21 protein-coding genes and 2 tRNA genes are annotated in these 22,256 nt (G+C 50.9%); 5 read left to right on the forward strand and 18 right to left on the reverse strand.

What is annotated here, in order from left to right:
• Positions 1-8 precede the first annotated feature (8 nt).
• Positions 9-1,202, reverse strand: a complete 1,194-nt coding sequence (locus ACKPCT_RS06375; protein WP_319568704.1) for an amino acid ABC transporter permease — start codon at positions 1,200-1,202, stop codon at positions 9-11.
• Positions 1,203-1,356: 154 nt separating this feature from the next.
• The gene (locus ACKPCT_RS06380; protein WP_090073830.1) at positions 1,357-2,373 is read right to left on the reverse strand and encodes an amino acid ABC transporter substrate-binding protein; all 1,017 of its coding nucleotides are present in this window, start codon (positions 2,371-2,373) and stop codon (positions 1,357-1,359) included.
• A gap of 322 nt (positions 2,374-2,695) precedes the next feature.
• Between ACKPCT_RS06380 and metC the strand changes: the two genes are divergently transcribed.
• Positions 2,696-3,874 (forward strand): cystathionine beta-lyase, encoded by a 1,179-nt coding sequence (gene metC / locus ACKPCT_RS06385; protein ID WP_319568705.1) that lies wholly within the window; start codon positions 2,696-2,698, stop codon positions 3,872-3,874.
• Between the two features lie 155 nt (positions 3,875-4,029).
• Positions 4,030-5,232: a hypothetical protein gene (locus ACKPCT_RS06390; protein WP_319568706.1), complete on the forward strand. Its 1,203-nt coding sequence runs from the start codon at positions 4,030-4,032 to the stop codon at positions 5,230-5,232.
• Positions 5,233-5,239: 7 nt separating this feature from the next.
• Here ACKPCT_RS06390 and ACKPCT_RS06395 read toward each other — a convergent pair whose 3' ends face one another.
• From ACKPCT_RS06395 to ACKPCT_RS06410, 4 genes are all read right to left on the reverse strand, one after another.
• Positions 5,240-5,587: a lipid-A-disaccharide synthase N-terminal domain-containing protein gene (locus tag ACKPCT_RS06395; RefSeq protein WP_090073777.1), complete on the reverse strand. Its 348-nt coding sequence runs from the start codon at positions 5,585-5,587 to the stop codon at positions 5,240-5,242.
• 33 nt (positions 5,588-5,620) lie between these two features.
• On the reverse strand, positions 5,621-6,415 hold the full coding sequence (locus tag ACKPCT_RS06400; protein ID WP_319568707.1) for a glycosyltransferase family 2 protein: 795 nt from the start codon (positions 6,413-6,415) through the stop codon (positions 5,621-5,623).
• A 154-nt stretch (positions 6,416-6,569) separates the two neighbouring features.
• Complete coding sequence (locus tag ACKPCT_RS06405; RefSeq protein WP_319568708.1) at positions 6,570-7,418, reverse strand: phosphatase PAP2 family protein; 849 nt, start codon at positions 7,416-7,418, stop codon at positions 6,570-6,572.
• A gap of 29 nt (positions 7,419-7,447) precedes the next feature.
• Positions 7,448-9,199 carry an ArnT family glycosyltransferase gene (locus tag ACKPCT_RS06410; protein WP_319568709.1) on the reverse strand — a complete coding sequence of 584 codons (1,752 nt, stop codon included), beginning with the start codon at positions 9,197-9,199 and terminating at the stop codon, positions 7,448-7,450.
• A gap of 534 nt (positions 9,200-9,733) precedes the next feature.
• Between ACKPCT_RS06410 and ACKPCT_RS06415 the strand changes: the two genes are divergently transcribed.
• The gene (locus tag ACKPCT_RS06415; protein WP_210186769.1) at positions 9,734-10,603 is read left to right on the forward strand and encodes a response regulator; all 870 of its coding nucleotides are present in this window, start codon (positions 9,734-9,736) and stop codon (positions 10,601-10,603) included.
• 61 nt (positions 10,604-10,664) lie between these two features.
• On the opposite strand, the gene ACKPCT_RS06420 is transcribed toward ACKPCT_RS06415, so the two are convergent.
• The 11 genes from ACKPCT_RS06420 to ACKPCT_RS06470 all read right to left on the reverse strand — a co-directional run bounded on the left by ACKPCT_RS06420 (position 10,665) and on the right by ACKPCT_RS06470 (position 18,749).
• Positions 10,665-11,999, reverse strand: a complete 1,335-nt coding sequence (locus tag ACKPCT_RS06420; protein ID WP_175528094.1) for a TrkH family potassium uptake protein — start codon at positions 11,997-11,999, stop codon at positions 10,665-10,667.
• 5 nt (positions 12,000-12,004) lie between these two features.
• Complete coding sequence (locus ACKPCT_RS06425; RefSeq protein WP_319568710.1) at positions 12,005-12,673, reverse strand: potassium channel family protein; 669 nt, start codon at positions 12,671-12,673, stop codon at positions 12,005-12,007.
• Positions 12,674-12,755: 82 nt separating this feature from the next.
• Complete coding sequence (locus tag ACKPCT_RS06430; RefSeq protein ID WP_244544721.1) at positions 12,756-13,796, reverse strand: quaternary amine ABC transporter ATP-binding protein; 1,041 nt, start codon at positions 13,794-13,796, stop codon at positions 12,756-12,758.
• The gene (gene choW / locus ACKPCT_RS06435; RefSeq protein ID WP_090073837.1) at positions 13,793-14,629 is read right to left on the reverse strand and encodes a choline ABC transporter permease subunit; all 837 of its coding nucleotides are present in this window, start codon (positions 14,627-14,629) and stop codon (positions 13,793-13,795) included. The genes ACKPCT_RS06430 and choW overlap by 4 nt, the downstream gene beginning before the upstream one ends.
• A gap of 93 nt (positions 14,630-14,722) precedes the next feature.
• Positions 14,723-15,643, reverse strand: coding sequence for a choline ABC transporter substrate-binding protein (gene choX / locus ACKPCT_RS06440; protein WP_407652456.1), 921 nt, complete (start codon positions 15,641-15,643; stop codon positions 14,723-14,725).
• Between the two features lie 178 nt (positions 15,644-15,821).
• Positions 15,822-15,898: transfer RNA gene (locus ACKPCT_RS06445), tRNA-Arg, on the reverse strand.
• Between the two features lie 65 nt (positions 15,899-15,963).
• On the reverse strand, positions 15,964-16,275 hold the full coding sequence (locus ACKPCT_RS06450) for an ETC complex I subunit (protein ID WP_175528164.1): 312 nt from the start codon (positions 16,273-16,275) through the stop codon (positions 15,964-15,966).
• A 40-nt stretch (positions 16,276-16,315) separates the two neighbouring features.
• Positions 16,316-16,392: transfer RNA gene (locus ACKPCT_RS06455), tRNA-Pro, on the reverse strand.
• 99 nt (positions 16,393-16,491) lie between these two features.
• Complete coding sequence (locus ACKPCT_RS06460; protein WP_319568711.1) at positions 16,492-17,034, reverse strand: DUF192 domain-containing protein; 543 nt, start codon at positions 17,032-17,034, stop codon at positions 16,492-16,494.
• 158 nt (positions 17,035-17,192) lie between these two features.
• Positions 17,193-17,774: a cold-shock protein gene (locus tag ACKPCT_RS06465; protein WP_090074814.1), complete on the reverse strand. Its 582-nt coding sequence runs from the start codon at positions 17,772-17,774 to the stop codon at positions 17,193-17,195.
• Positions 17,775-17,993: 219 nt separating this feature from the next.
• The gene (locus tag ACKPCT_RS06470) at positions 17,994-18,749 is read right to left on the reverse strand and encodes an SIR2 family NAD-dependent protein deacylase (RefSeq protein WP_319568712.1); all 756 of its coding nucleotides are present in this window, start codon (positions 18,747-18,749) and stop codon (positions 17,994-17,996) included.
• Positions 18,750-18,804: 55 nt separating this feature from the next.
• Here ACKPCT_RS06470 and ACKPCT_RS06475 point away from each other — a divergent pair, with 55 nt between their 5' ends.
• Entirely contained in the window at positions 18,805-19,224 is a 420-nt protein-coding gene (locus ACKPCT_RS06475) for a VOC family protein (RefSeq protein ID WP_319568713.1), read from the forward strand.
• Positions 19,225-19,493: 269 nt separating this feature from the next.
• Entirely contained in the window at positions 19,494-21,278 is a 1,785-nt protein-coding gene (locus ACKPCT_RS06480; RefSeq protein WP_090074811.1) for a monovalent cation:proton antiporter-2 (CPA2) family protein, read from the forward strand.
• Between the two features lie 47 nt (positions 21,279-21,325).
• Here the strand turns inward: ACKPCT_RS06480 and ACKPCT_RS06485 are convergent, their stop codons facing one another.
• Positions 21,326-22,252 (reverse strand): sulfurtransferase, encoded by a 927-nt coding sequence (locus ACKPCT_RS06485; protein WP_319568714.1) that lies wholly within the window; start codon positions 22,250-22,252, stop codon positions 21,326-21,328.
• Between the last annotated feature and the right edge of the window lie 4 nt (positions 22,253-22,256).

Below are 22,256 nucleotides of genomic sequence, written 5' to 3' on the forward strand. Positions count from 1 at the left end.
AGGTTCTCCTATCTCTCTACCAACGCAATGGACCGGTTGTACCAGTTCATCAGGATCGATGTTAACAGCGAGATACTGAGATAGACGATCATCCAGACGGCAATAACTTCGATCGCCTGCCCTGTCTGGTTGAGCACAGTGCCGCCTACCGAAACGATATCGGGATAGGCGATGGCAACGGCCAGAGAGGAGTTCTTCGTCAAGTTTAGATATTGGCTTGTGAGCGGCGGTATGATGACGCGCATGGCCTGAGGAATGATGACCAGACGCAAGGTCGGACCATTGCGCAAGCCCAGTGCATGGGCCGCTTCCGTTTGGCCATGGTTCACAGCCAGAATACCCGCACGAACAATCTCGGCAATGAAGGCGCCGGTATAGATCGTCAAAGCCAGCAGCAAGCCGACAAATTCGGGAATGACCTTCATGCCACCTTTGAAGTTGAAGCCTTTGAGCTGCGCATAATCGTAGCTGACGGGCATGCCGGAGACGAGATAGGCTAGAAATGGTAGAATTATAATGAGTCCCAGACTGGTCAGAAAGGCCGGGAACCGTTGACCGGTTGCCATTTGTCGGCGTTTTGCCCAAATGCTGATGCCTATGCTGGCGACAATTGCAATCACAAGTGCCAGCAGAATATTACCTGATCCATCTTCAAAAACAGGGCGCGGCATATAGAGCCCGCGGTTGTTGAGGAAGAAGATATCAAATATCGATGATGACTGCTTGGGATGCGGCAGTGAGCGCAAAACTGCGAAGTACCAAAAGAAAAGCTGCAGCAACAAAGGAATGTTGCGCACGATTTCAATATACATCGTAGCGAGTTTTGAAATGACCCAGTTGTTGGAGAGCCGTGCAACACCCATGACGAAGCCAACGATCGTGGCAAGAAAAATGCCGATCACGGCGATCAAAAGCGTATTCAAAAGCCCCGCGAGCAATGCTTGCCCGTAGGTAGATGTTGCGGAAAGGTCGATAAGGGTCTGGTTCGGCAAAAAGCCAGCGGTGTTTCCCAGAAAACCGAACCCGGAAGCAATATTTTGTTTTTCCAGGTTATGGGAGGCGTTTTGAACGATGCTCCAGAAAAAATATACGAGCCCGGCGACCAGCAAGAGCTGATAAATAATGCCCCTTACCTTCGGATCGTTGAATATCGATCCTTTGGCAGAGCTTCGCTCGGCGGTCTGTTGAGGTTTAGCAGCCATATTATCCTCGTGTGACACCGACCTATCTAAAAAGGCCGATCTATCGAGTGCGACATCCAAACAGTATGCGCGTTTAGATTTTGTTATTCTTTAGATGACGCTTATAAAAAACCCCGGCGGACGGTTTTGTCCTGCCGGGGATCTTTATTGCCAATTAGCGGATAGGCGGTGCGTACTGGAAGCCACCGTTAGACCACAGGGCATTTACGCCGCGGGAAATTTTCAGCGGAGTATCCGGACCTACGTTGTTATCAAAGATTTCAGCGTAGTTACCAACCTGCTTGATGATGTTGTAAGCCCAGTCGTTGGACAGGCCGATATTTTCGCCGAAAGCACCTTCAACGCCGACAAGACGACGGATTGCAGGGTTTTTGCTTTCTTTCATTTCTTCAACATTGGCGGAAGACACGCCGAGTTCTTCAGCGTTGATCATGGCGAAAAGAGACCATTTCACAATGTTGAACCATTCGTCGTCGCCCTGACGGACAACTGGGCCGAGAGGCTCTTTGGAAATGATTTCTGGCAGAACAATATGTTCGTCAGGGTTGGTGAGTTTCAGACGCTGTGCATAGAGACCGGAAGCGTCAGTGGTGTAAACGTCGCAACGACCGCTGTCATAAGCCTGAACAACTTCGTCAGACTTTTCGAACTGAACCAGTTCGAGCTGCATGTCATGAGAGCGGAAATAGTCGGTAACGTTCAGCTCGGTGGTGGTGCCGGTGTTGGTGCAAACAGAAGCGCCATCAAGCTCCAGAGCAGAAGTGATCCCCAGAGATTCACGAACCATGAAGCCCTGACCATCATAATAGTTCACACCAGCGAAGTTCAGACCCAGAGATGTGTCACGGGTCATGGTCCAGGTGGTGTTACGGGAAAGAAGATCAATTTCGCTGGATTGCAGAGCAGTGAAACGCTCTTTAGCAGACAGCGGGGTGTATTTAACAGCAGTAGCATCGCCAAATACGGCAGCAGCAACAGCGCGGCAAACGTCAACGTCGATGCCGGTCCAGTTGCCCTGATCGTCCGGGTTGGAGAAGCCTGGCAGACCCTGGCTAACACCGCACTGAACAGCGCCTTTGGCTTTAACATCTTCAAGGGTTGTTGCGCTGGCAGCGGACGCGCCTACAGCCATGGCAGAACCCATAAGTACGGAAATAAGAACTTTCTTCATTTTGCAGCCTTCGTTTGTTGCCCAAATAAGAATAGGATTGTCTCGATAAGTTTCAGATAGCAATGGATTGCATGAGCAGCCCATGCCCCTGTCGTTTTTGTTGGCCAAGCGTTAAATATACCGTTTGACAGGGGGTATCTCAGAAAATTATTGCACTTGGGTCAAGAGGCAAAATACAGACATGCGGACAATAAGACGAATTTCGCACGAAAATTGTGCACGGATGTCGTAAAACTGAAACTATCTGTTCTTTTTTATGGTTTTAGCAGTTAAATATGCTGAACTTCAAACGGACTAACAGTGCCAGGAGGGCCAAATAAAAATGGCTAAAAACGAAAAATGCACAAAAAACTATCACACTGACACAAGATTAGTCACTACCGGACGAAACCCGGAAGAAAATGATGGTTTTGTAAATCCACCCGTGATTCATGGATCTACCGTAATCTTCAAGTCTACAGAAGAACTTTACTCTGGCAAGGCTAAGTATTCTTACGGGCGCAGAGGAACCCCCACGACCAATGCACTGCGTGATGCTTTAACGGATCTAGAAGGTGCGGCTGGAACAGTTCTGGTGCCGTCCGGGTTGGCTGCCTGTTCGCTGGCCTTGCTTGCTGCCTGTAAAAGTGGTGACCATGTCTTGATCACCGATAGCGCCTACGAGCCGACACGGCATTTTGCTGACACGGTGCTTATTTCCATGGGCGTCGAGGTTGATTACTATGACCCTCTGATCGGCGCTGACATCGGGACGCTCTTTAAGGACAACACCAGTGCGGTATTTACTGAAGCGCCCGGCTCCCAGACCTTTGAGATGCAGGATATTCCTGCGATCGTGAAAGCGGCTCATGCACGCGATATTCTGGTCCTGCTCGACAACACCTGGGCTTCGCCGCTCTATTTCGACAGCATGGGGCATGGCGTTGACATGACCATTCAGGCGGGCACAAAATATATTGTTGGTCACTCTGATGTCATGCTGGGCGCGGTTTCTGCCAATGAAAAAGCATGGCCACGTCTGGAAGCCGTGCATGGGGCCATGGGATATCATGTGGGGCCGAATGACGTTTATCTCGCCTTGCGCGGCCTAAGGACAATGGGGCTGCGGTTGAGGCAGCATCAGGAGAGCGCCCTCGAGATTGCCAAATGGCTGGAGGCTCGCCCCGAAGTGGATCGTGTTCTTTTTCCGGCGTTAGAAAGCGACCCCGGGCACGCCATCTGGAAACGGGACTTCAAAGGAGCTTGCGGACTTATGGGCGTTGTGCTTAAGGACTGCACGCAAAAGCAGGCCTTTGCTTTCATTGATGCGCTGGAGCTGTTTGCGCTCGGCTTCAGTTGGGGAGGTTTTGAAAGCCTCATCACCTATGTTGATCCGCGTAGCTATCGCACGGCAACCACGTGGGACGACCCGGGCAAATTGATCCGATTGCATGTCGGGCTGGAAGATATTGTTGACTTGAAAGAGGATCTGGAAAAAGGATTTGCTGTTCTCAAGATCTAAAGATTAAATGTCGTCGCGGTTAAGATAAGCGGGTTGCCTTACTGGTGATCCGCTTTTGTTTGGGAACAAATTCCTCGTCCGGGCGTTATATGAGGGTAGTCTGTCTTGTGGTCATCGTGACGCTCGACAGGTTGCTTTTATTTGAGACTAAGTTCATGACACAAATAGCCTTTTTTGTAGTAGCAATAGCCGTTGTCGTTTTTCTGGAATTTTCGAATTTTTCTCGTAGTAAAGAGTGGCAAGCAACCATAACACCTCTGGCATCCATTGTTGGAAGTGGGTTTCTTGTTTCAGCGCCGCTGCTTGTTCGATCATTTGGTGGATTTGCTGCCCCGGCCATGATGGTGCTTGTCTTCCTGGCTTTTTTCTTTGGCTGGGCAATCCGTTACAATATTGTCGTTGTTGAAAGCGAGTTGGATAAGGGCCGTGATAAGCTCCTCTCGTCCGTTGAAGAACTAAGCCATATTATTCTCGCTTTTGCCTATTTCATATCTGTCGCATATTATTTGTCCCTACTGGGGAGTTTCCTGCTCACGTCTTTCGGCATCCATAGCAATCACTGGGGCACAGTTATCGCTTTGGGGCTGCTTTTAGGTATCGGTATTCTGGGGTGGTCAGGCGGAGCAGAAAGGGTTGCAAGGCTTGAACGATTTGCGACAACCTTCAATCTCGCAGTGATTGGAGGGTTTCTGGCTTCCCTCGCAGTTATGAATTCACAGATAATGCTTGATGGAAGTGCGTTTTCCGCAGTCGCTGGAAAGCTGTCCACCGCCTCTATTCCTGTGCTACTAGGCCTTTTGGTCGTTGTGCAAGGATTTGAGACGACCCGGTTTACCGGAGGGCGCTTCAAGGCGGATACACGGACAAAGGCGATGAGAGACGCGCAACTTATTTCCGGCATTATTTATCTCGTCTTCTTTTTGCTGTTGTTGCCTCTTTACAAAGATTTGCAACAAGGAGAAGGCGTAGCCGCGGTGATTACCGTCGCCGGTTCTGTTGGACTAATATTGCCTGCAGCACTAACGATTGCTGCGATGGGGAGCCAGATATCGGCAGCTCTTGCAGATGGTATTGGCAATGTCGGTCTCATTCGAGAGGTAACGCACGGCAAGGTAGACGCAAGACATGCCTATCTTCTGGTGACAGTGATCGGCATGGGTATATTGCTGGCAACCAATGTAAATGAGGTCATCTCTCTTGCCAGTCGTGCATTCGCTTTATTTTATGCTCTCCAGTGCTTCGTGGCTTTCGAGGCAGCCAGGAAGAGACCGCAGGACAAATGGCGCAGCTTCGCTTTTTTGATGCTTGCAATTGTTGCTACCGCGATCTTTATGTTTGGTCACGCCGCCGCCGCTTGATGCATTGCTATTCGACGGGCGTATTTTCCATCAACTTCTTGGCTTTGTGTTCCTTGAAGATCAGCCAAACATTGCGAAGATAGATCAGCAGGCCTGCCCCCTGCCCCACAATAAATACAGGATCGGCCCGTTTGAGCGCATAGATGAACAACAGAGCGCCTCCGCCGATGGAAAAAAACCAGAAGGCGACGGGCATGATGGACTTGCCTGCGCGCTCACTGGCAATCCACTGGACCACAAAGCGCATCGTAAACATGGCCTGTGCCACAAAACCAAGGACCAGCCAGACGTCCCACTGCGCGACAAAAACAGTATTGAGCCAGACTTGAATGTCATTCCACAAAGTTGAGTGCATCAAAGGGTCTTTCTAAACATTCTTGCGCGAAGGTTAGTGCTGATCATTGCCAGAGGCATCTGAAGAGATGTCGGGGCTGAGGTCGATTTCGGTGATAACAGGAATTTTCTTACGACGCTTGCGCAGCCAGAGAACACCAAACAGGTCGATGATGCCAACCCAAAGGCGATCGAAAATACCATATTTGGAAACGCCGTGACTGCGCCCGCGGTCAATCACATCGATATGGACCACCTTCAATCCTTCGCGTACGACCAAGGCGGGCAGAAAACGGTGCCATGCTTCAAAGAATGGCAGATTGAGAAAAACCTGCCGGCGGATAACCTTGAGACCGCAACCGGAATCGCGGGTGTTGTCCTTGAGCATGGACTGGCGGATCTTGTTCGCAAGGCGTGAGCCATGCTTTTTGACAAAGCCATCCGTACGTTTCATACGCTGCCCCGCAGCCAGAGCATGATCGGGACCTCCTGCTTTGAGGGCGTCAATCATCTGGGGGAAGAAGGCCGGATCATTCTGGCCGTCACCGTCAAGGGTTGCGATGAATTCCCCCTTGGCGAGTAGAAGCCCCGTACGCACGGCGTTGGACTGCCCGCAGGAGGCTTCGTGACGCACGTGACGCAGCCACGGGCGTGTAGCGGCTGCTTCTTTCAGAAAAGGCCCTGTATCGTCCGTCGAGCCATCATCCACGATAATCAGTTCGAATGCGCGCTCTTTAAGGGCTGCATGCACTTCGTCGATGAGAAAAGCCAGATTTTCTCTTTCATTCTTGCATGGAATAACCACACTGACTTCAAGGGTGTGGTTGAGCGGTGGCAAGGTGGATAGCATGGTGCATTCCCGACGCTGAGTATGGTTTCGATAAGTCTTGCATCGTGGTCTGAATGCAATCCGGCCAATCAGTAGCCCAGAGAATGCGACAGCTTTAAGATGCTCAGCCTTGCGAGGTGATCATTTCGGCACTTTATGCCGAGTTGCTCACTCTTTAGGCTTTTTGCACTAGCATGTGAAGAGCTTTCATGAATTTGGCAAAGGAAAATCCGCCGGTTTTTGGCAATCTGATTAATCCCTCTTGCGCGCGAAACAGCAGCCTGCGTTTTGTGCTGTATTTTGCAAGGAACCATGTAAAAACCGCGCCGTATACAAATCCTGCAACAATATCTGACGGATAATGCGCGCCAACGACAACGCGGGAAAAGGCGATCCAGAGCCCGGCGGCGATCCAAAGCCATTTAAGGCGCGGAAACAACAGCGTAAGAGCAATGGCCATGGCACCAGCCGTTGTGGAATGTCCGGAAGGAAAGCTCTGAAAGGAGGACGCAAATCCGGGTGAATTGAAATAGTGCGCGCCAAACTCCTCGAAATAGCGGGGTCTGCCGCGGCCAAAGAGTATTTTCAGGATATTGTTCGACAGCCCTGCCCCGGCAACAGCGATAAAGATGAAAAGTCCCGCCAATTGTATCTGGCAAAGGGCGGCCTTTGCACCAAGGCTCAGGCGTTGCCATGGAAGCAGAGCTGTCATGAGAACCGCGAGGCCCGATGGCACGAGATAATTCTCAGATTTGCCCCAGCGTGTCACGCTTTGGAAAAGATCGTAGGTTTCTTTTGAGAGCGTTGCTTTCCAATGGCCAGCCGCCTCATCGACAAAGAGCATGCCCAGAGCGATGAAGCTCAAAGTCACCACCAGAACCAACACCCAATCGGGCTCCTTGATGATCGGGTCATACCGTTTCGACCTGGCATGGAAAGCGCGTACGGCTCTTAGAGTCGAAAAGGCAGAATACTGGCTTTTCAACTGGATGAGCGCGGTTTTTACACGAGTAAACGAGGACATATGCCTTTTCGTCTCAATCCTTGCTTTTCTTACATCTTATAGCGATAGAGGCCGAAACTTTGCCATTTGCCACCATTGAGCTTATAGCCCTCAACGGTTGCTGCTTGTTCAAAGTCCCCTCGTCTATCCCCCAACGCATCGAGGAAGGCAGGCTGTTGCTGCTGTTCAACAATTGCGAGGCGACATCCTGCTTCCTTTACGAAGTCGGCGGCACCTTTGCCATTGGTAAGCAATGTGTCTGTTCCGATGAGGAAGACAAGGCTCGGCTCGCTATAGCCCGCACTGGCCACTTCAACGCTCTCGCAAGGCTTGACCATATTGACGCTTTCCTGCAGCTGGTTAGATATCCAGACAGAACGCAATTGAGGGAAAATGGTTCCATGCAGCGAGAGATACAGAACAGGCGCTGTAAGGCACGCAAGTGTGAAGGCAGCCATTACGCGGCCGCGTGTCAACACGGCATAGCTGAGCAACCCAAGACCGGCCGCCACAAGTCCAAGACCGAAGGCAGCAGGGTTGATGATCCCTTCAATGAAAATCAGACCGATGGGAGCACCCAGCCCCAGAATGACTGCGACAATGGGAATGAGTAGGGAGACAATACGTCCCCACAGGCTCGCCCAACTGGTAGCGCGGGCCTCAAGCGCTTCTGCCATAAGAATGGCAAGAGCAGGCATTGCGGGCAACACATAGTGTGGCAGCTTTGTCGGAACGAGTTCGAAAATGATCCAGGTAGGCAAGAGCCACGCCAGAGCAAAGAATACCGTCCGCTGCGCCCGTTGTTTCCAAATCCAGACGACGGACAAAATGAAAAAGACGGAGATAGGCCAGAAAGTGCCGATGCTGGCCGCAAGATAGGTGCCCGGAGGAGCGCCATGGGATTCTTTGCCGGAAGCGACCTTGGCCATCATGTCCTTGCCGATGGAATCCATGTAGAAGGCCCAATCGGTTTTGATGCCGATTGCCAGAAACCACGGAATGGTTATGACAAGGAACAGCGGGAGGCCATATTTCCAGCCAAAGCCCTTCAGCCAACCAACAGATCGCTCCCGAATGGAAAGAGTGATTATGGTCATGATGCTGACCATCAGGATGATCGGTCCTTTGATCAAAACGCCGAAGGCAAGAGCGACCCAGAGTAAGGCGCCCTTCCCTTTGCTCAAGCCACTCCGCAGATCATACATTTCCCAAAGGAGCCACTGCACGGCGAGAATTGTGGCGAGCAGCATGGCGTCCGTTTTGGCCAGCCGCGCTTCGACACCCAGCAATATGGCTGCGGCCATACCAAGGCCGGCGAGAAAGCCGCTGCGCACAGATCCCATGCGCATGCCGACAAGGAAGGTCAAGCCAACGCTGAGCATGGCTCCGGCAAGTGACGGGATGCGGTAGGCCCAAATCGGGGCGTCCCAGTCCTGTCCCGTCGCCTTGACGCTGGCCACTTGCAGCCAATAGATGCCGACCGGCTTTTTGTAGCGTGTCTCATCCTGAAAGCGGATGTCGACATAGTCTCCGGTTTCCATCATCTGTTTTGAGGCCTGAGCGAAGCGGGCTTCATCACGATCAACTGGCGGAATGGAATTGAAGCCGGGCAGAAAACAAACAAGCGCAAAAAGCATCAGTGCTATGAAGGCCTTGGTGCGCGAAGAGCAAAGCGATGACAGATGATGCTCGATGGAATCGCTTAAGGATGTGATCCAGTCCACTTCAGGCTTTTGTGGACCCGTGGTCTGATAGCCGGGAGGACTGTTTGGATCGACAGAAAATGGGCCAAAATCTGACATGGATGTCTCCTAGAATGCTATTCAGCTCCAGCGTATAAATGGGACTGGTGTTTGTTGTTTAGCGGATTTCGAGTGGGTTGGACAGAGCTCTTGCCCATTCGGGATGAAAAAGCTTGGTATGACATGTCCCCTCTGCCCAACAATTACAATATATGAAATTTGGGTGCTCTCGCGTTCGAAGAAGCGTGGCTGTGAAGGGTGCCGATTATGAAAAATGAGGCGAATTGCGTGTAGGAAATTTTGGAATATGGACTGGGATGTATAAATATATTTAGCACTCAATGGTGGTTTGGTTTGGGCCTATTCCGACTATTTGTAGAAAATTATTCTATAAAATTCAATGCTTTACACTAAATATTGTGCTTGTTTTGATTGCGTAACTCAAAACCTAGTAGGGTGTGGTATGATCTTTTTATCTAAACCGGAACAATTGTGGTCATGAAATAGTAATTTTTGTTTTTTATGTCAAAAGCACTCAGCCAACCAACTGGCCCTTCCTATTTACCAATATTTTTTGCGCTAGAGCGAAATGATATGATTTCTCCGAAAAAGGTTCAGCAAGAACCCCATGTTCTTCACAAGATGCTTCGGGTGCTTGTTGCCGATGATAGCGCGATTACGCGCGATGTTATTCGACGCGGCATTCTGGCTTTCAAGAATGATCATTATCTGGACGTCACCTTTGTGGCGGATGGCGCGGAGGCGCTAAAGGTTCTGAAGTCTAAAAAGATCGATGTCGCCTTTATCGATATCCATATGCCGGGCCTGACCGGTCCACAGCTTGTTTCCGAATTACCGAATACGGTTTCCAAAGAATGCTTGACCATCGCCATCTCTGGACGAATGGATGAAAAGTCTGAAGCCGTTCTGAAGGAATTTGGCGCTTATCATTTTATGCAGAAGCCGTTCAAAGCGCAGGATGCTGCTGATGTTTTCATGACTTATATCGTCATGACACAGACCTATCGCATTCTCGTTGTTGACGATTCTGCTACGATGCGAAAACTGACGAAGAAGATCCTTGGGAAAAGCCGGTTCGGCTTTGAAGTCATAGAAGCAGACAGTGCCCGTACCGCACTACAGGCAATCGTCGCCGAGCGCCCTAACCTTATTCTGACAGATTTTCATATGCCGGATGTTGACGGGTTGGAGCTTGCGGGCATGATCCGCAGTGTTTCGGAGCGCATTGGCATCTATATGATGTCGACGAGCGACACCGATCATCTGGAGCGGTCTGCCGCCTTTGTTGGCATCACCGGTTTCCTGAAAAAGCCCTTCACGGCGGCCGATATCGATAGCATCATGCACAAAAGGCTCGATCTCGATACGCCCAAATTTGGCAAGACGAGACCCATGTTCACCTTCCTTGAGCGACCAGTGAATAGCAATCAGGTCTTTATCTAAGCTTGACGGTCTGTCGCTAACGATAAGAAATCGATAGGCCTAGACTATCAATTTGCATTGACTATCCCAGATAGACAGTGCCGGATGGGTAGGAAATCCGTTTTGATTTTTGGGTCGCTAGCACGAACCCGATCGTCAGAGGACCAACGCGCCCAACAAACATAATGAACATGATGATGGTGCGGCCGATCTGGTCAAGATCACCAGTGACGCCTCTGGAAAGACCTACCGTTCCGAATGCAGATACGGTTTCAAAGGCGATATCCAGAAAGTTACCTTCGTGGAACACAAGCATCACAAACATGCTCGATATAATCAGGGCAAGTGACACCATTGCCAGCGCCAGAACCTTCATGATTTGATCGGCGCCGAGCCTGCGTCCGAAAATGTCGATGGCTGTTTGGCGCTTGAAGAAGGCGATGGTAGCCAACAAGAGCACGATGAAAGTCGTGACCTTGATCCCTCCACCGGTGGACGTACTGCCGGAGCCTATCACCATCAGGATCATGAACATCAGAGTGGTGCTGTCATTAAGGGAGGCCATGTCGACGGTGTTAAAGCCCGCCGTTCTAGGGGTTGCCGCCTGAAACAGACTGACAACAAGCTTGGTTCCCCAATTCATTCCACCCAGTGTCTCGGGATTGTTCCACTCCATCAAGGTGAATGCCAGAGTTGAGAATACGAGCAGAATAGCAGTGCCAAAGAGCATCAGCTTGGTGTGCAGTGAGTATTTGCGCCATGAGCGCAGCTGCCAGACATCTGCAATAACCGTAAAGCCCAGTCCGCCAATTACAAAGAGCAGTATGATTGTCAGGTTCAGCAACGGATTCCCCGCCCATTGACTGAGGCTATCAGAATAGAGTGAGAAACCGGCATTGTTGAAGGCGGAAACCGAGTGGAACACCGCACTCCATGCCCCTTGAGCCACGCCCAGATCTGGAATGAAGACAATGGAGAGAACAAGTGCGCCGACCAACTCACATAGAAGCACTATGCGTATGATGACCTTTGTCAGGGCCATGAGATCAGTTGCCGAGGTCTGATTGAGGTCTTCTCGTAAATAGATGCGATTGGAAAAGCCTATGGGAAGGCCGAGCATGGAAAGGATGAGGACCGCAAATGTCATCAAGCCCAATCCACCTAGCTGGATCATGCTGCAGATAATGATCTGGCCATAGATCGTGAAGTCCCTGCCCGTATCGAGCACGGCAAGACCTGTGACTGTGACCGCTGACGTGGCGGTAAATATCGCATCAGACCAGCCAATGGGCGCCACCGTCGCGACGGGCAGCTTCAGGCCGATGGTTCCAGCTACGATGAGGGAGGCATAAAGCAGGACGAGCACCAACGGTGGCGGCAATTGCGTCGCTTTGCGTTTACTGTGCGATACGACCATGATTGTCAGCTCCGGGCACGCAGAGTGTCTCCAAACTGTCTCAAGTTGGCGCGTTTGCCCAGCAGAAGCAGCTTGTCGCCTTCTTTGAGGGTTGCTTGTTGGTTTTCGCCTGAAAAATATTGGCTTTCTCGCATGAACCCGAGTACGCGCAACTCTCCGTGGTTAAACCAATCCGGATCGGATAAGGATTTGCCTTCCAGTACTTCTGGCACCTTGAAGTCGACCACATGGAAACCATTGCCAAGGCTGACATAATCACGCACCTGCGGATTGTGGAGCATTTGCGCAATATGCTGACCGACTTCCTGTTCAGGCAGAATGACGCGGTCCGCCCCGAGGCGCGATAGAATTCTGTGGTGGGTTTTGTTGAGGGCCTTCACCCATATGGTTTCCACGCCGAGAAGTTTGATGTTCATGGTGCATAGGATGTTGGCTTCCAGGTCTTCGCCGATGGCAATAATCGCAACATCATAGTCGGCCAGTCCAGCTTCTTTCAGAGCTGATTCATCCTTGCCGTCTGCAATGATGGCTTCACTCAGCGTATCAGCTAGACGGGCTACATTCTGTTCGTTCACATCGATGCCCAGCACATGATTGCCAAAATTGGCCAACTCGCTGGCGACTGTGCTGCCAAATGTGCCAAGGCCAATAACGGCAAAGCTGCGGCTCTTCATTGCATCAAACCTCAAATGGATTCATGGTTCTTCATCATAGCGATAGAAAGCGGAGAAATACAATCGTAGATCAGGCGGCGCTTTAGTTGCTATCTTCGGACAGGTGTCCCGAGAGAAGCTGCAATGCGTTGCGAGAGGATAGCTCGCCGATGATTTCTCCGTCCCGAGTAACCCCCAAAGGAGTTTGTGTGGTAACCAGATGATCCAGGCTTTCCGACAGAAGCGTATCGTGGGCGATTGTCATTTCATAGCTGCTCCGGCTGGCCTTGACCATGCCGTCACTCACCCTGAGAACGCCCAGGGGATTCATGTTGGCAACAAAGTCCGAAACATAAGCATCGGCTGGTTTGGAAAAAATCGTTTGTGGCGTGCCGATCTGCTTTATGAGGCCCCCTTCCATGATGGCAATCCGGTTGCCAAGCTTAAAGGCTTCATCCAGATCATGACTGACAAACAGGATCGTACGCTTTAACTTTTGCTGCAGGTCGAGCAACTCATCCTGCAGCTTGCAACGGATCAGCGGATCAAGGGCGGAGAATGGTTCATCCATCAGCAGGATCGGGGCTTGTGTAGCAAAGGCTCGTGCGAGCCCTACCCGCTGCTGCATACCGCCGGATAGCTCGCTGACCTGATTGTCAGCCCAGTTTTCCAAGCCGACGAGGGCCAGCTGTTCCAACACGGCTTCCCGCCGGTGGCGTTTGGGCATGCCGGCCAATTCAAGGCCAAGCCCGACATTCTCGGCTACCGTCCGCCAAGGTAGAAGAGCAAATTGCTGAAACACCATGGCGACGCGATTGCGCCTGATTTTACGCAATTGCATTGCGGATGCTTTGGTGACATCAAGCAGCGCATTGCCATTGTTGACATGGACTGCGCCGCGTATCACCGGGTTGAGGCCATTGACAGCGCGCAAAAGAGTGGACTTGCCAGAGCCGGAAAGCCCCATCAGCACGAAGATTTCGCCCTCCTCGACTTCCAGAGAACAATCACGCACGGCCATGAGTTGATTGGTCTTTTCCTGAATAGCAGCGCGGTCCCATTCCTTATCCATAAATGGCAAGGCGGTTTCCGGGTCGTCTCCGAAGACGATTGAAACCTGATCCAGTTTAATGGCGGTGGTCAATTTTCGCGCTTCCTGTTCAAAATGCGATCAAGGATGATCGCGACAACGACGATGACAAAGCCGCTCTCAAAGCCGAGGCTCGTATTGACCTGATTGAGCGCCCGAACCACCGGTACACCGAGCCCATCCGCTCCAACAAGTGCCGAGATCACCACCATCGACAAGGCGAGCATGATGGTCTGGTTGAGACCTGTCATGATTTGCGGCATCGCATAAGGCAATTCGGCCTTTAACAGTACATCTTTCTTCGTGCCTCCAAACGCTTTCACGGCTTCAACGAGCGTGGGCGGGGTCGACGAAATGCCCAATTGGGTCAAACGGATCGGGGCTGGCAAAACGAACACCACCGTCGCGATCAGCCCCGGCACCATACCGATGCCAAAAAAAACGATGGCGGGAATGAGATAAACGAAGGTCGGAAGGGTTTGCATCAAATCAAGGATCGGGCGCATAACAGCATAAAGGCGCGGCCGATGGGCCGCAGCAATGCCGACGGGTACTCCGAGCGCCATACACACGGCGCAAGACGAGAGGACAAGCGTCAGGCTTTCGGTGGTCTCGCGCCAGTAGCCCTGATTGAGGATAAAGAGAAATCCGACACCAACAAGCAGGCAAGTCTTCCAGCTGCGTTGCAAAATCCACGTAATGGCAACGAACACGGCAATGATGATGAGTGGATGCGGGGTGTGCAGTAACCATAGTATGCCATCGATGATATTCTCGATGGTTATGCTCATTGCATCAAGGGCGCCTTCCAAATTCCAGCGAATCCATTCAAAGATTGCGCTTGCCCAATCCCCTACGGGGATCTTGTGGGAATAGAGCCATTCCAAAGCTGGCATTCCTTATGTCTTGATGCGCTCATGTCTCAGCGTATCTTTCATTTGACGAGGCCCCGTTGTGCACGGGCCCCGTCGCTTGCGAGATTACAGCCCCAGAGAATCCTTGGCTGCTGGCAAAGCGTTTTCGCCTTCGCGTGTTTTTACACCATCAAGCCATTGATCCAAAATGGAAGGATTGTCTTTCAACCAAATCTTTGCGGCTTCTTCCGGCTTGATGCCGTCATCCAGAATATAGCCCATAATCTCATTCTCCATTTTCAGGGAGAATTCGAGATTGCTCAGCAGTTTGCCCACATTGGGGCATTCTTTGACATAGCCTGCACGGGTATTGGTGTAAACTGTTGCGCCGCCGTAATTTTCTCCGAAATAGTCATCGCCTCCGCTTAGATAGGTGAGCTTGAAGCTTGAGTTCATCGGATGAGGCTCCCAGCCGAGGAAAACGACCGGCTTGTCGCGCTTGGAAAGGCGCTGCACCTGACTGAGCATGCCCTGTTCGGAGCTTTCGCGCAGTTTGAAATCGCCAAGATCAAAGGCATTCTTCTCGATCATGGACATGATCAGACGGTTGCCGTCATTACCCGGTTCGATACCGTAGATCGTATCCTTCAACGCGTCGCCATGTTCGGCAATACTGTCAAAACTCGTAATGCCTAACTTCGCTCCGGCTTCGTTGGTGGCGAGCGTATATTTCGCGCCCTCTAGGTTGGCGCGAACGGTATCCACCGTCCCCTTTTCTCGATAGGGCTTGATGTCAGCTTCCATCGTGGGGAGCCAAGTACCCAAAAAGACGTCTACCTTGCCTTCCTCCAGCGAAATATAGGTAACAGGCAGGGAGAGCATACGGGTCTCTGTTTTATAGCCAAGGGCCTGCAAAACCGTTGCCGTTGTTGCCGTTGTTGCCGTAATGTCTGTCCAGCCCACATCCGAAAATGTCACTTCAGAACAATCTGCAAAAGCTGCGGATGTCGACATGATTAAAATGGTTGTGGCAGTAGACAGTTTCATAATTCTCTCTCTTTTCCAAATCGGTCCCAAATTTTTCGCAATGCTATTGATTGCGGCCTCGATAAACAAGGGACACCATAAAGAAATTGAATGTCTATTTGATAATCCGGCAATGGTGCACGCATGCCCCAAGTCGCATGAATGCAGCATCACGTCAGAATGACCATGGGAAAAGAAGTGGTGACCCCTGCAGGATTCGAACCTGCGACCTGCTGATTAGAAGTCAGCTGCTCTATCCAACTGAGCTAAGGGGCCATCTTGTTGCGAAGGGAACTGTATCCCCTGCTGGGTATATCTGCAGCATGGAAGTGCTGCTGAGATTAGTGGGTCCAGTTTCCCTCAACGCGCGTGGTGGAGAAATTGTCAGAGTAAGCTTTGACGTTTCTCTTGCGCTCTTTGGGTTTCATAACCAGATAGTCGATATTCTCACGTTCAGCATATGCTATTGCGGCTTCTTTGGTGGGAAACGACAAATTAATCTGCTGGCGTGTATCCGCTGAAGACATATGGCCCATCAGAGGGTCGATTTTTCGGGCAGAAACGGGTTCAAAGGTCAAATGCCAATCCTGACTTGTTGCCTGACCGGACTGCATGGCATTTTTCGAGGGTTTGAAAATTCTCGCTTTTGTCATGGTGCCCTTTCTGACAGGTCTGCCGAATAACCCCATTGAATGGTCGGAGCGAGAGGATTCGAACCTCCGACCCTCTGGTCCCAAACCAGATGCGCTACCAGGCTGCGCTACGCTCCGTGCCAAGCATCGGGCTGATCATGAAACCAGCCCGAAGCGGAATGGCGATTGAATAGCAACAGCATGCCTCCTGGGCAAGCGCAAAAGATGACTCTCTGTCTATTTTGATAATTTGGGTGTGAACAATTGATGAAGCAGTTCGTCACCCACTTTGATATTAAGCTTGTCCACGGTTCCTTTCGGAACTTCAAGAACATATCGAACCGGCCCTGCGGATCCGATGACAGATTCAGAAAGTGGCGTGGTTCCCTTGACGATATGATGGATGCGACCGTCAGGTTCTACAAAGATCATATCAAGGGATATATAGGTATTCTTCATCCACATATAGACAGGCTCGGTATTGCCAAAGTCGAAGAGCATGCCGTTTCTGTCCGCAAGGCTTGTGCGATACATGAGGCCTTTCATGCGGCTGGCGTCGTCGAGCGCCAATTCGATTGTGAATGCGTGGTTCGTCTGCCCGCTTTTGATGACGAGATGCGTTTCTTCAGCCAAAAAGGTGCTGATTTCATACTCTGATATCGTTGCTGGAATCTGTGCTGAGTGGGCGTGTGCCGAAAGCCAAATGGCCAAACCAGCATAAACAATCAGACTAAGCAGGATCAGTGACTGGAGTGAAAACTGGCTTTTGCGCATCTGCATTGGAAATTACCTTAGGTAAAGCGCTGGCAACAAAAAGTTTCGCTGCCCGACCGAGCATCCTGTGAGGGCTGACACAGATCTATATTTAGGCTCAGAAATGGGCAATGAAATGACCAAGCCGAAGACTTGGTGCCGGCAAGAAAGAAAATAAGGTCAATCTAATGGGATGAAGGAATGTGAGCACCGGTAGACGGGCGAATTTCAGTGGCCATCTTCCCTTTTGGGCTGGGGCCATATCTGACAAGCACTTCCTGATGCGGGCGCAATTCGGTGAGGCCATAAATGCGCAGCGTTTCCATATGAATGAAAATGTCAGCGGTCCCCTCACCTTGTGTCAGAAAGCCAAAGCCTTTTTCCCGGTTGAACCATTTCACCCAAGCTTTTTCCAACTCGCTGGTGGGGTTCACTTTGACATGGGTGTTTGCTGGCGGAAGCTGTGAAGGATGGACGGCGCTGCTCTCATCCATGGAAAGAATGCGCAGGGCCTGAAGCCCCTTTGGGCCTTGGAGAACTTCACAAACAACGCGCGCGCCTTCATATGCAGTGCGGTATCCGTCGCGGCGCAGGCAGGTTACATGGAGCAATATATCCGAGCTGTTATCATCAGGCACAATGAAACCGAATCCTTTTGCAACATCAAACCATTTGATTTTGCCTGCAATTTGCGTGACGTCCAATGCCGCATCATCGGCAGTGCCAATGTCAAAAAGTTGCTGCTCTGGTACGACTTTTACACCCATAGCCCTGCCTCAACGCAATTCGTAGCCTCGTTCCCGACTCAATACACTGGTCGATTCTCGGAACGAGGATATCATCTTGACCAGAGACTGCATCAATAATTTTTTAACTTTTTAAGTGATTGGGGTTTGAGACTCTTTGCCCGGAACAAGCTTTTGGCAACTGCCCAAATAATGGTCCTGCAAGTGATCAAATAGTAACTGACTTCTTCAAGAATAGCGTCAGGCTATCAATTTCATGATTGAGCCTATTTCTTGTTGGGACGTCATATCGGCGAGTTCGTCAAGGGGTGTTGAATCTCTATTGATTATGACCAGCTTAGCGCCATGCTGCTTGGCAATTTGCGGGAGTCCTGCGGCTGGATAGACAACCAAGGAAGACCCAAGAACGATAAAGAGATCGCAGTCTCCAGAGTGTCTCATCGCACGCATCATTTTTTCTTCCGGCATCGCCTGTCCAAAATTGATGATGGACGTTTTGACCAATCCACCGCAGTGGGGACATAGAGGAGAGTGGCTGGTTTCTTCGATGTGCCGTTTTGCTTCTGCCAGGGTCATTTCCGCGCCGCAATCAAGGCAACTGGCGACGGTTCCGTTGCCGTGAATCTCGATGATTTTATCCGGATTCTGGCCGCTTCTCTGATGCAGTCCATCAATATTCTGGGTGATCGTGCAGTCCAGTTTCCCGCGCTTTTCAAGACGCACGAGCGCTTTGTGACCCTCATTTGCCTCCGCTGCCAAAAATTCTTCATTTTGGATGAAACGTCTACGCCAGTCTTCCAGACGCGTGTCTTCATCTGCAACGAAATCATCAAACATGATCGGGTCCATCTTAGCCCAAAGGCCATTGGGAGAACGAAAATCAGGGATACCGCTTTCCGTACTAATCCCAGCGCCGGTAAAGGCGACGATATGATCGGCATGGTCAATCAGTTCCAGGAGCTGTTGGGCAAGCTGTTCAGGGCTATTGAAATTCATTTCATCAATCCTATAGTTAGGGGACGACTTTATTCAGCTCTAGGGAAGCATTCATATGAAATATCTCCATACGATGGTGCGAGTCAGCAGCATTGAAGAATCTCTCGATTTTTATTGCAACAAACTCGGTCTGAAAGAAGTCCGCCGTTCAGAAAATCCCGATGGGCGTTTTACGCTCATTTTCCTCTCGGTTGATGGTGAGTTGGAAAATTGCGTTGAACTGACCTACAACTGGGATCCTGAAGAATATGGCGAAGGTCGCAACTTCGGCCACCTCGCTTATGAAGTAGACAATATTTATGAATTTTGTCAAAAATTGATGGACGCCGGTGTTGTTATCAGCCGTCCGCCTCGCGACGGCAATATGGCATTTGTTCGGTCTCCTGATAATATCTCTATCGAGTTGTTGCAGAAGGGTGATCCGCTGCCACCGGCCGAGCCATGGGCATCCATGAAAAATACCGGTAAATGGTAAGCCAACATCTGCGTTGACCTGTTGTCGCGTATAAATTCCAGCCTTTCCGATTGTTTCGGGAAGGCTTTTTTGTAGCCTGATAGTGGAACATATGCGCTGTCATCACATAATCGATACAACGGATGGGTGGATGGTTGTTAGCTTTCCATGCATTCGCGCGGGCACATTATATATTCACCATTTTCAGGGCTATAATGGATTAGAATCAGTATTTCTTTGTAGATTTGGTTTGCTCCAATTATCTCGGTACCGGCAACATGTAGGCGCATATGGCTAATCCCACAGAACCCCTGTTTTTCTCCGAAGCAATCGTATTTCTGGGCGCGGCTGTCGTTGCGGTTCCAATTGCAAAGAGAGCCGGAGTTGGTGCGATTATTGGCTACCTCATCGCAGGCATTGTGATTGGGCCATTTGGGTTGGGGGCAATTCAGTCCGTTGAAAAAATCCAGCCAGTGGCCGAGTTGGGCGTCGTCTTGTTGTTGTTTGTGCTCGGGTTAGAGCTCAATCCAAACCGGTTATGGCGCATGAAGAGCGATATATTCGGGCTGGGAACCAGCCAGATCCTGTTGACCGGGTTCGTTCTTTCCGGTGTCATGATTTTGCTCGGGCTTCCCAATACGGTTGCCATCATCGGCGGCTTTGGCATGGCGCTTTCATCGACGGCATTTGCTGTGCAAATTTTAAAAGATCGGGGCGATTTTTCGTCTGTCTATGGGCAGCGTGCTTTTGGTATCTTGTTGATGCAGGATATTGCCATAGTGCCCTTGTTGGCGATGGTAGATATTCTTGTATCAGGCGGCGCTACACACGCAGAAAGCTCAGCCTGGAACCAGATCGGAATCACGGTTGCTGCCGTGCTTCTAGTGATCGTCGTTGGTAAGTATCTCCTTTCCCATCTGTTCGCTATTCTGGCCAATACGCAAGCGCGCGAAATGATGCTGGCGGCGGCGTTATTGGTGGCACTTGGCAGCGCGGCGTTGATGCATTGGGCTGGATTGTCGATGGCTTTGGGGTCTTTTCTGGCTGGCATCATGCTCGCCGAATCCAGCTACCGGCACACGCTTGAAGCTGATATCTTTCCCTTCCGCTCGCTCCTGATGGGCCTCTTCTTCATGACAGTGGGCATGACACTTAATTTGCCAATCACACTAGCTTATCTCTGGCAGATTATTGTTGGCGTAATCGTGGTCATGGGGCTGAAGGGGCTGGTTTTGTGGCTTCTTGCGAAAATGACCGGCTCTCCGAACGCAGACGCCATGAGAATTGCTGTTACCCTCCCTCAAGCTGGCGAATTCACCTTTGTTCTGTTTGCTGCTGCCACCTCAACCGGTTTTGAAAGCGATCTCTTCACGGTCATGTCTGCGGTCGTCATTCTCTCCATGATCATGACGCCGCTGGTGGGCAAGGCCTATGCCGCCTATATCGCTCGTCGAACCGTCACGGGGGAACGAGAACCAGATGCTGCCCCTGAGAAATTTGACGATCATGCTCCACAGGTACTGGTGGTGGGGTTTGGGCGTTTCGGCATGGTGGTGGCCCAGATGCTCATGTCCAACGGGCTGGGCGTCGTTGCCATTGACAACAATGCGCGCCGGGCTGTTCAAGCGCGCCGGTTGGGCCTTCCCGTTTATTATGGCGATGCGACACGCGAAGATGTGCTTCGGGCTGCGGGGGCTGAAGATGCCCTGCTTATAGCGTTATGCGTTGAGAATGAACAGGTGATGGCCCATGCGATCGAGCTAATCAAGCAGTGCTTTCCCAAGGCCAAAATCTTCTGCCGTGCGACGGACAGGGCACATGCTGTGCAGCTCGCCTTAAGCGAAGTTGACTACCATATTCGAGAAACCTTCGAGAGTGGCATCACCTTCGGGCGGGAAGCTCTTGACCAGCTTGGCATCTCAACGGAGCGAATTGTTGAGATCGAAACGGAGGTCAGACAGCAGGATCTTGAACGCGTTGTTCTTGATTCCGAATCCGACGCAGCAAAGAATAGCGAGAAACTAAAAGAAACGACCGCGCCCGACAAATCAAAGAAAAAGAGTGCTGTCGGCTAAAGGAGCGAGCGCTTGGCATATGCTCTGCTCGCTCATTTCTTTACAGCTTATTTGGGAATGGCAATTGGGTAGTCGGGATATTTTGTCCATTCGGCCATAGAGCCGTCATATAGACGCACATCCTTGTTACCTAGCAATTCATGCGAGACGAACCAACCCAATGAGGCTCTGTGGCCAGAATTGCAAAAAGCGATCTGGGGGCCGCTCATAGGAATATTGCGGTCGGTAAAGATCTTTTTGATTTCCGGCAGAGACAGAAACTGTCCACCCTTAATCGGTTCTACAAGCTTGTCAAAGGGGAGGTTTTTTGAGTTCGGAATGGTCCCGGGCCGTGCGCCCCCTACCTTGCCATAAAATTCGCCCTCGGAGCGATAGTCGACGAAGGATGTGCCTTTTTTCCATTCTGCCAATATTTCTGCGGCCTCAGGCGCCTTGGAGAGATCGGCCATAGCCTCATAATCAACCCGATTGACCGGTACAGGCTGTTTCGACCAATTCGCTTCGGGTAGTTCGCTATAGGCAATCAGGCCGCCATCAAGAATGGAAATTTCTTTATGCCCTAAAATCTTGAAAGTCCAATAGACTCTGGTTGCTATGGCCATTTCATTTGCATTGACGCCGATTGGCGCCAGAATGACATGGGTGTCCTTGGATATACCCAGAGAACCGATCAGTTCAATGAGATAGCGCGTGTCGGGCAACGACATGCCTTTTTTGGGCTTGGGTTGTCGCCATTTATTGAAATCGGTGTTGACGGCCCCGAGAATATGAACGCGGGCATATCCTTCTGCGGGTTGCAGATCCAGTATGGCGATGTTTTCATCAGCATAATGAGTTTGCAGCCATTGGGGCGACACAAGTGGGGTCGCGGCTTGAGCGACGCCGGTAATTGTAGAAAAAACAATCCCCGCGCAGACAGAGAGCGCTGCGCGAAGGTAAATGGATGGATCTTTAATATGGCATTTCAAATTCATCGAG

It is taken from the genome of Cohaesibacter marisflavi, from assembly GCF_963665895.2.
GTDB classification, from domain to species: Bacteria; Pseudomonadota; Alphaproteobacteria; order Rhizobiales; family Cohaesibacteraceae; genus Cohaesibacter; species Cohaesibacter marisflavi.

Bases quoted from the DNA above. Each gene is read 5' to 3' on its own strand.
- ACKPCT_RS06400 (WP_319568707.1), bottom strand. From the start codon at position 6,415: ATGCTATCCACCTTGCCACCGCTCAACCACACCCTTGAAGTCAGTGTG.
- ACKPCT_RS06410 (WP_319568709.1), bottom strand. From the start codon at position 9,199: ATGTCAGATTTTGGCCCATTTTCTGTCGATCCAAACAGTCCTCCCGGC.
- choX (WP_407652456.1), bottom strand. From the start codon at position 15,643: ATGAAACTGTCTACTGCCACAACCATTTTAATCATGTCGACATCCGCA.
- ACKPCT_RS06375 (WP_319568704.1), bottom strand. From the start codon at position 1,202: ATGGCTGCTAAACCTCAACAGACCGCCGAGCGAAGCTCTGCCAAAGGA.
- ACKPCT_RS06460 (WP_319568711.1), bottom strand. From the start codon at position 17,034: ATGCAGATGCGCAAAAGCCAGTTTTCACTCCAGTCACTGATCCTGCTT.
- ACKPCT_RS06415 (WP_210186769.1), top strand. From the start codon at position 9,734: ATGATTTCTCCGAAAAAGGTTCAGCAAGAACCCCATGTTCTTCACAAG.
- ACKPCT_RS06485 (WP_319568714.1), bottom strand. From the start codon at position 22,252: ATGAATTTGAAATGCCATATTAAAGATCCATCCATTTACCTTCGCGCA.
- ACKPCT_RS06480 (WP_090074811.1), top strand. From the start codon at position 19,494: ATGGCTAATCCCACAGAACCCCTGTTTTTCTCCGAAGCAATCGTATTT.
- ACKPCT_RS06380 (WP_090073830.1), bottom strand. From the start codon at position 2,373: ATGAAGAAAGTTCTTATTTCCGTACTTATGGGTTCTGCCATGGCTGTA.
- ACKPCT_RS06475 (WP_319568713.1), top strand. From the start codon at position 18,805: ATGAAATATCTCCATACGATGGTGCGAGTCAGCAGCATTGAAGAATCT.
- metC (WP_319568705.1), top strand. From the start codon at position 2,696: ATGGCTAAAAACGAAAAATGCACAAAAAACTATCACACTGACACAAGA.
- ACKPCT_RS06470 (WP_319568712.1), bottom strand. From the start codon at position 18,749: ATGAATTTCAATAGCCCTGAACAGCTTGCCCAACAGCTCCTGGAACTG.
- ACKPCT_RS06405 (WP_319568708.1), bottom strand. From the start codon at position 7,418: ATGTCCTCGTTTACTCGTGTAAAAACCGCGCTCATCCAGTTGAAAAGC.
- ACKPCT_RS06420 (WP_175528094.1), bottom strand. From the start codon at position 11,999: ATGGTCGTATCGCACAGTAAACGCAAAGCGACGCAATTGCCGCCACCG.
- ACKPCT_RS06450 (WP_175528164.1), bottom strand. From the start codon at position 16,275: ATGACAAAAGCGAGAATTTTCAAACCCTCGAAAAATGCCATGCAGTCC.
- ACKPCT_RS06395 (WP_090073777.1), bottom strand. From the start codon at position 5,587: ATGCACTCAACTTTGTGGAATGACATTCAAGTCTGGCTCAATACTGTT.
- ACKPCT_RS06390 (WP_319568706.1), top strand. From the start codon at position 4,030: ATGACACAAATAGCCTTTTTTGTAGTAGCAATAGCCGTTGTCGTTTTT.
- ACKPCT_RS06425 (WP_319568710.1), bottom strand. From the start codon at position 12,673: ATGAAGAGCCGCAGCTTTGCCGTTATTGGCCTTGGCACATTTGGCAGC.
- ACKPCT_RS06465 (WP_090074814.1), bottom strand. From the start codon at position 17,774: ATGGGTGTAAAAGTCGTACCAGAGCAGCAACTTTTTGACATTGGCACT.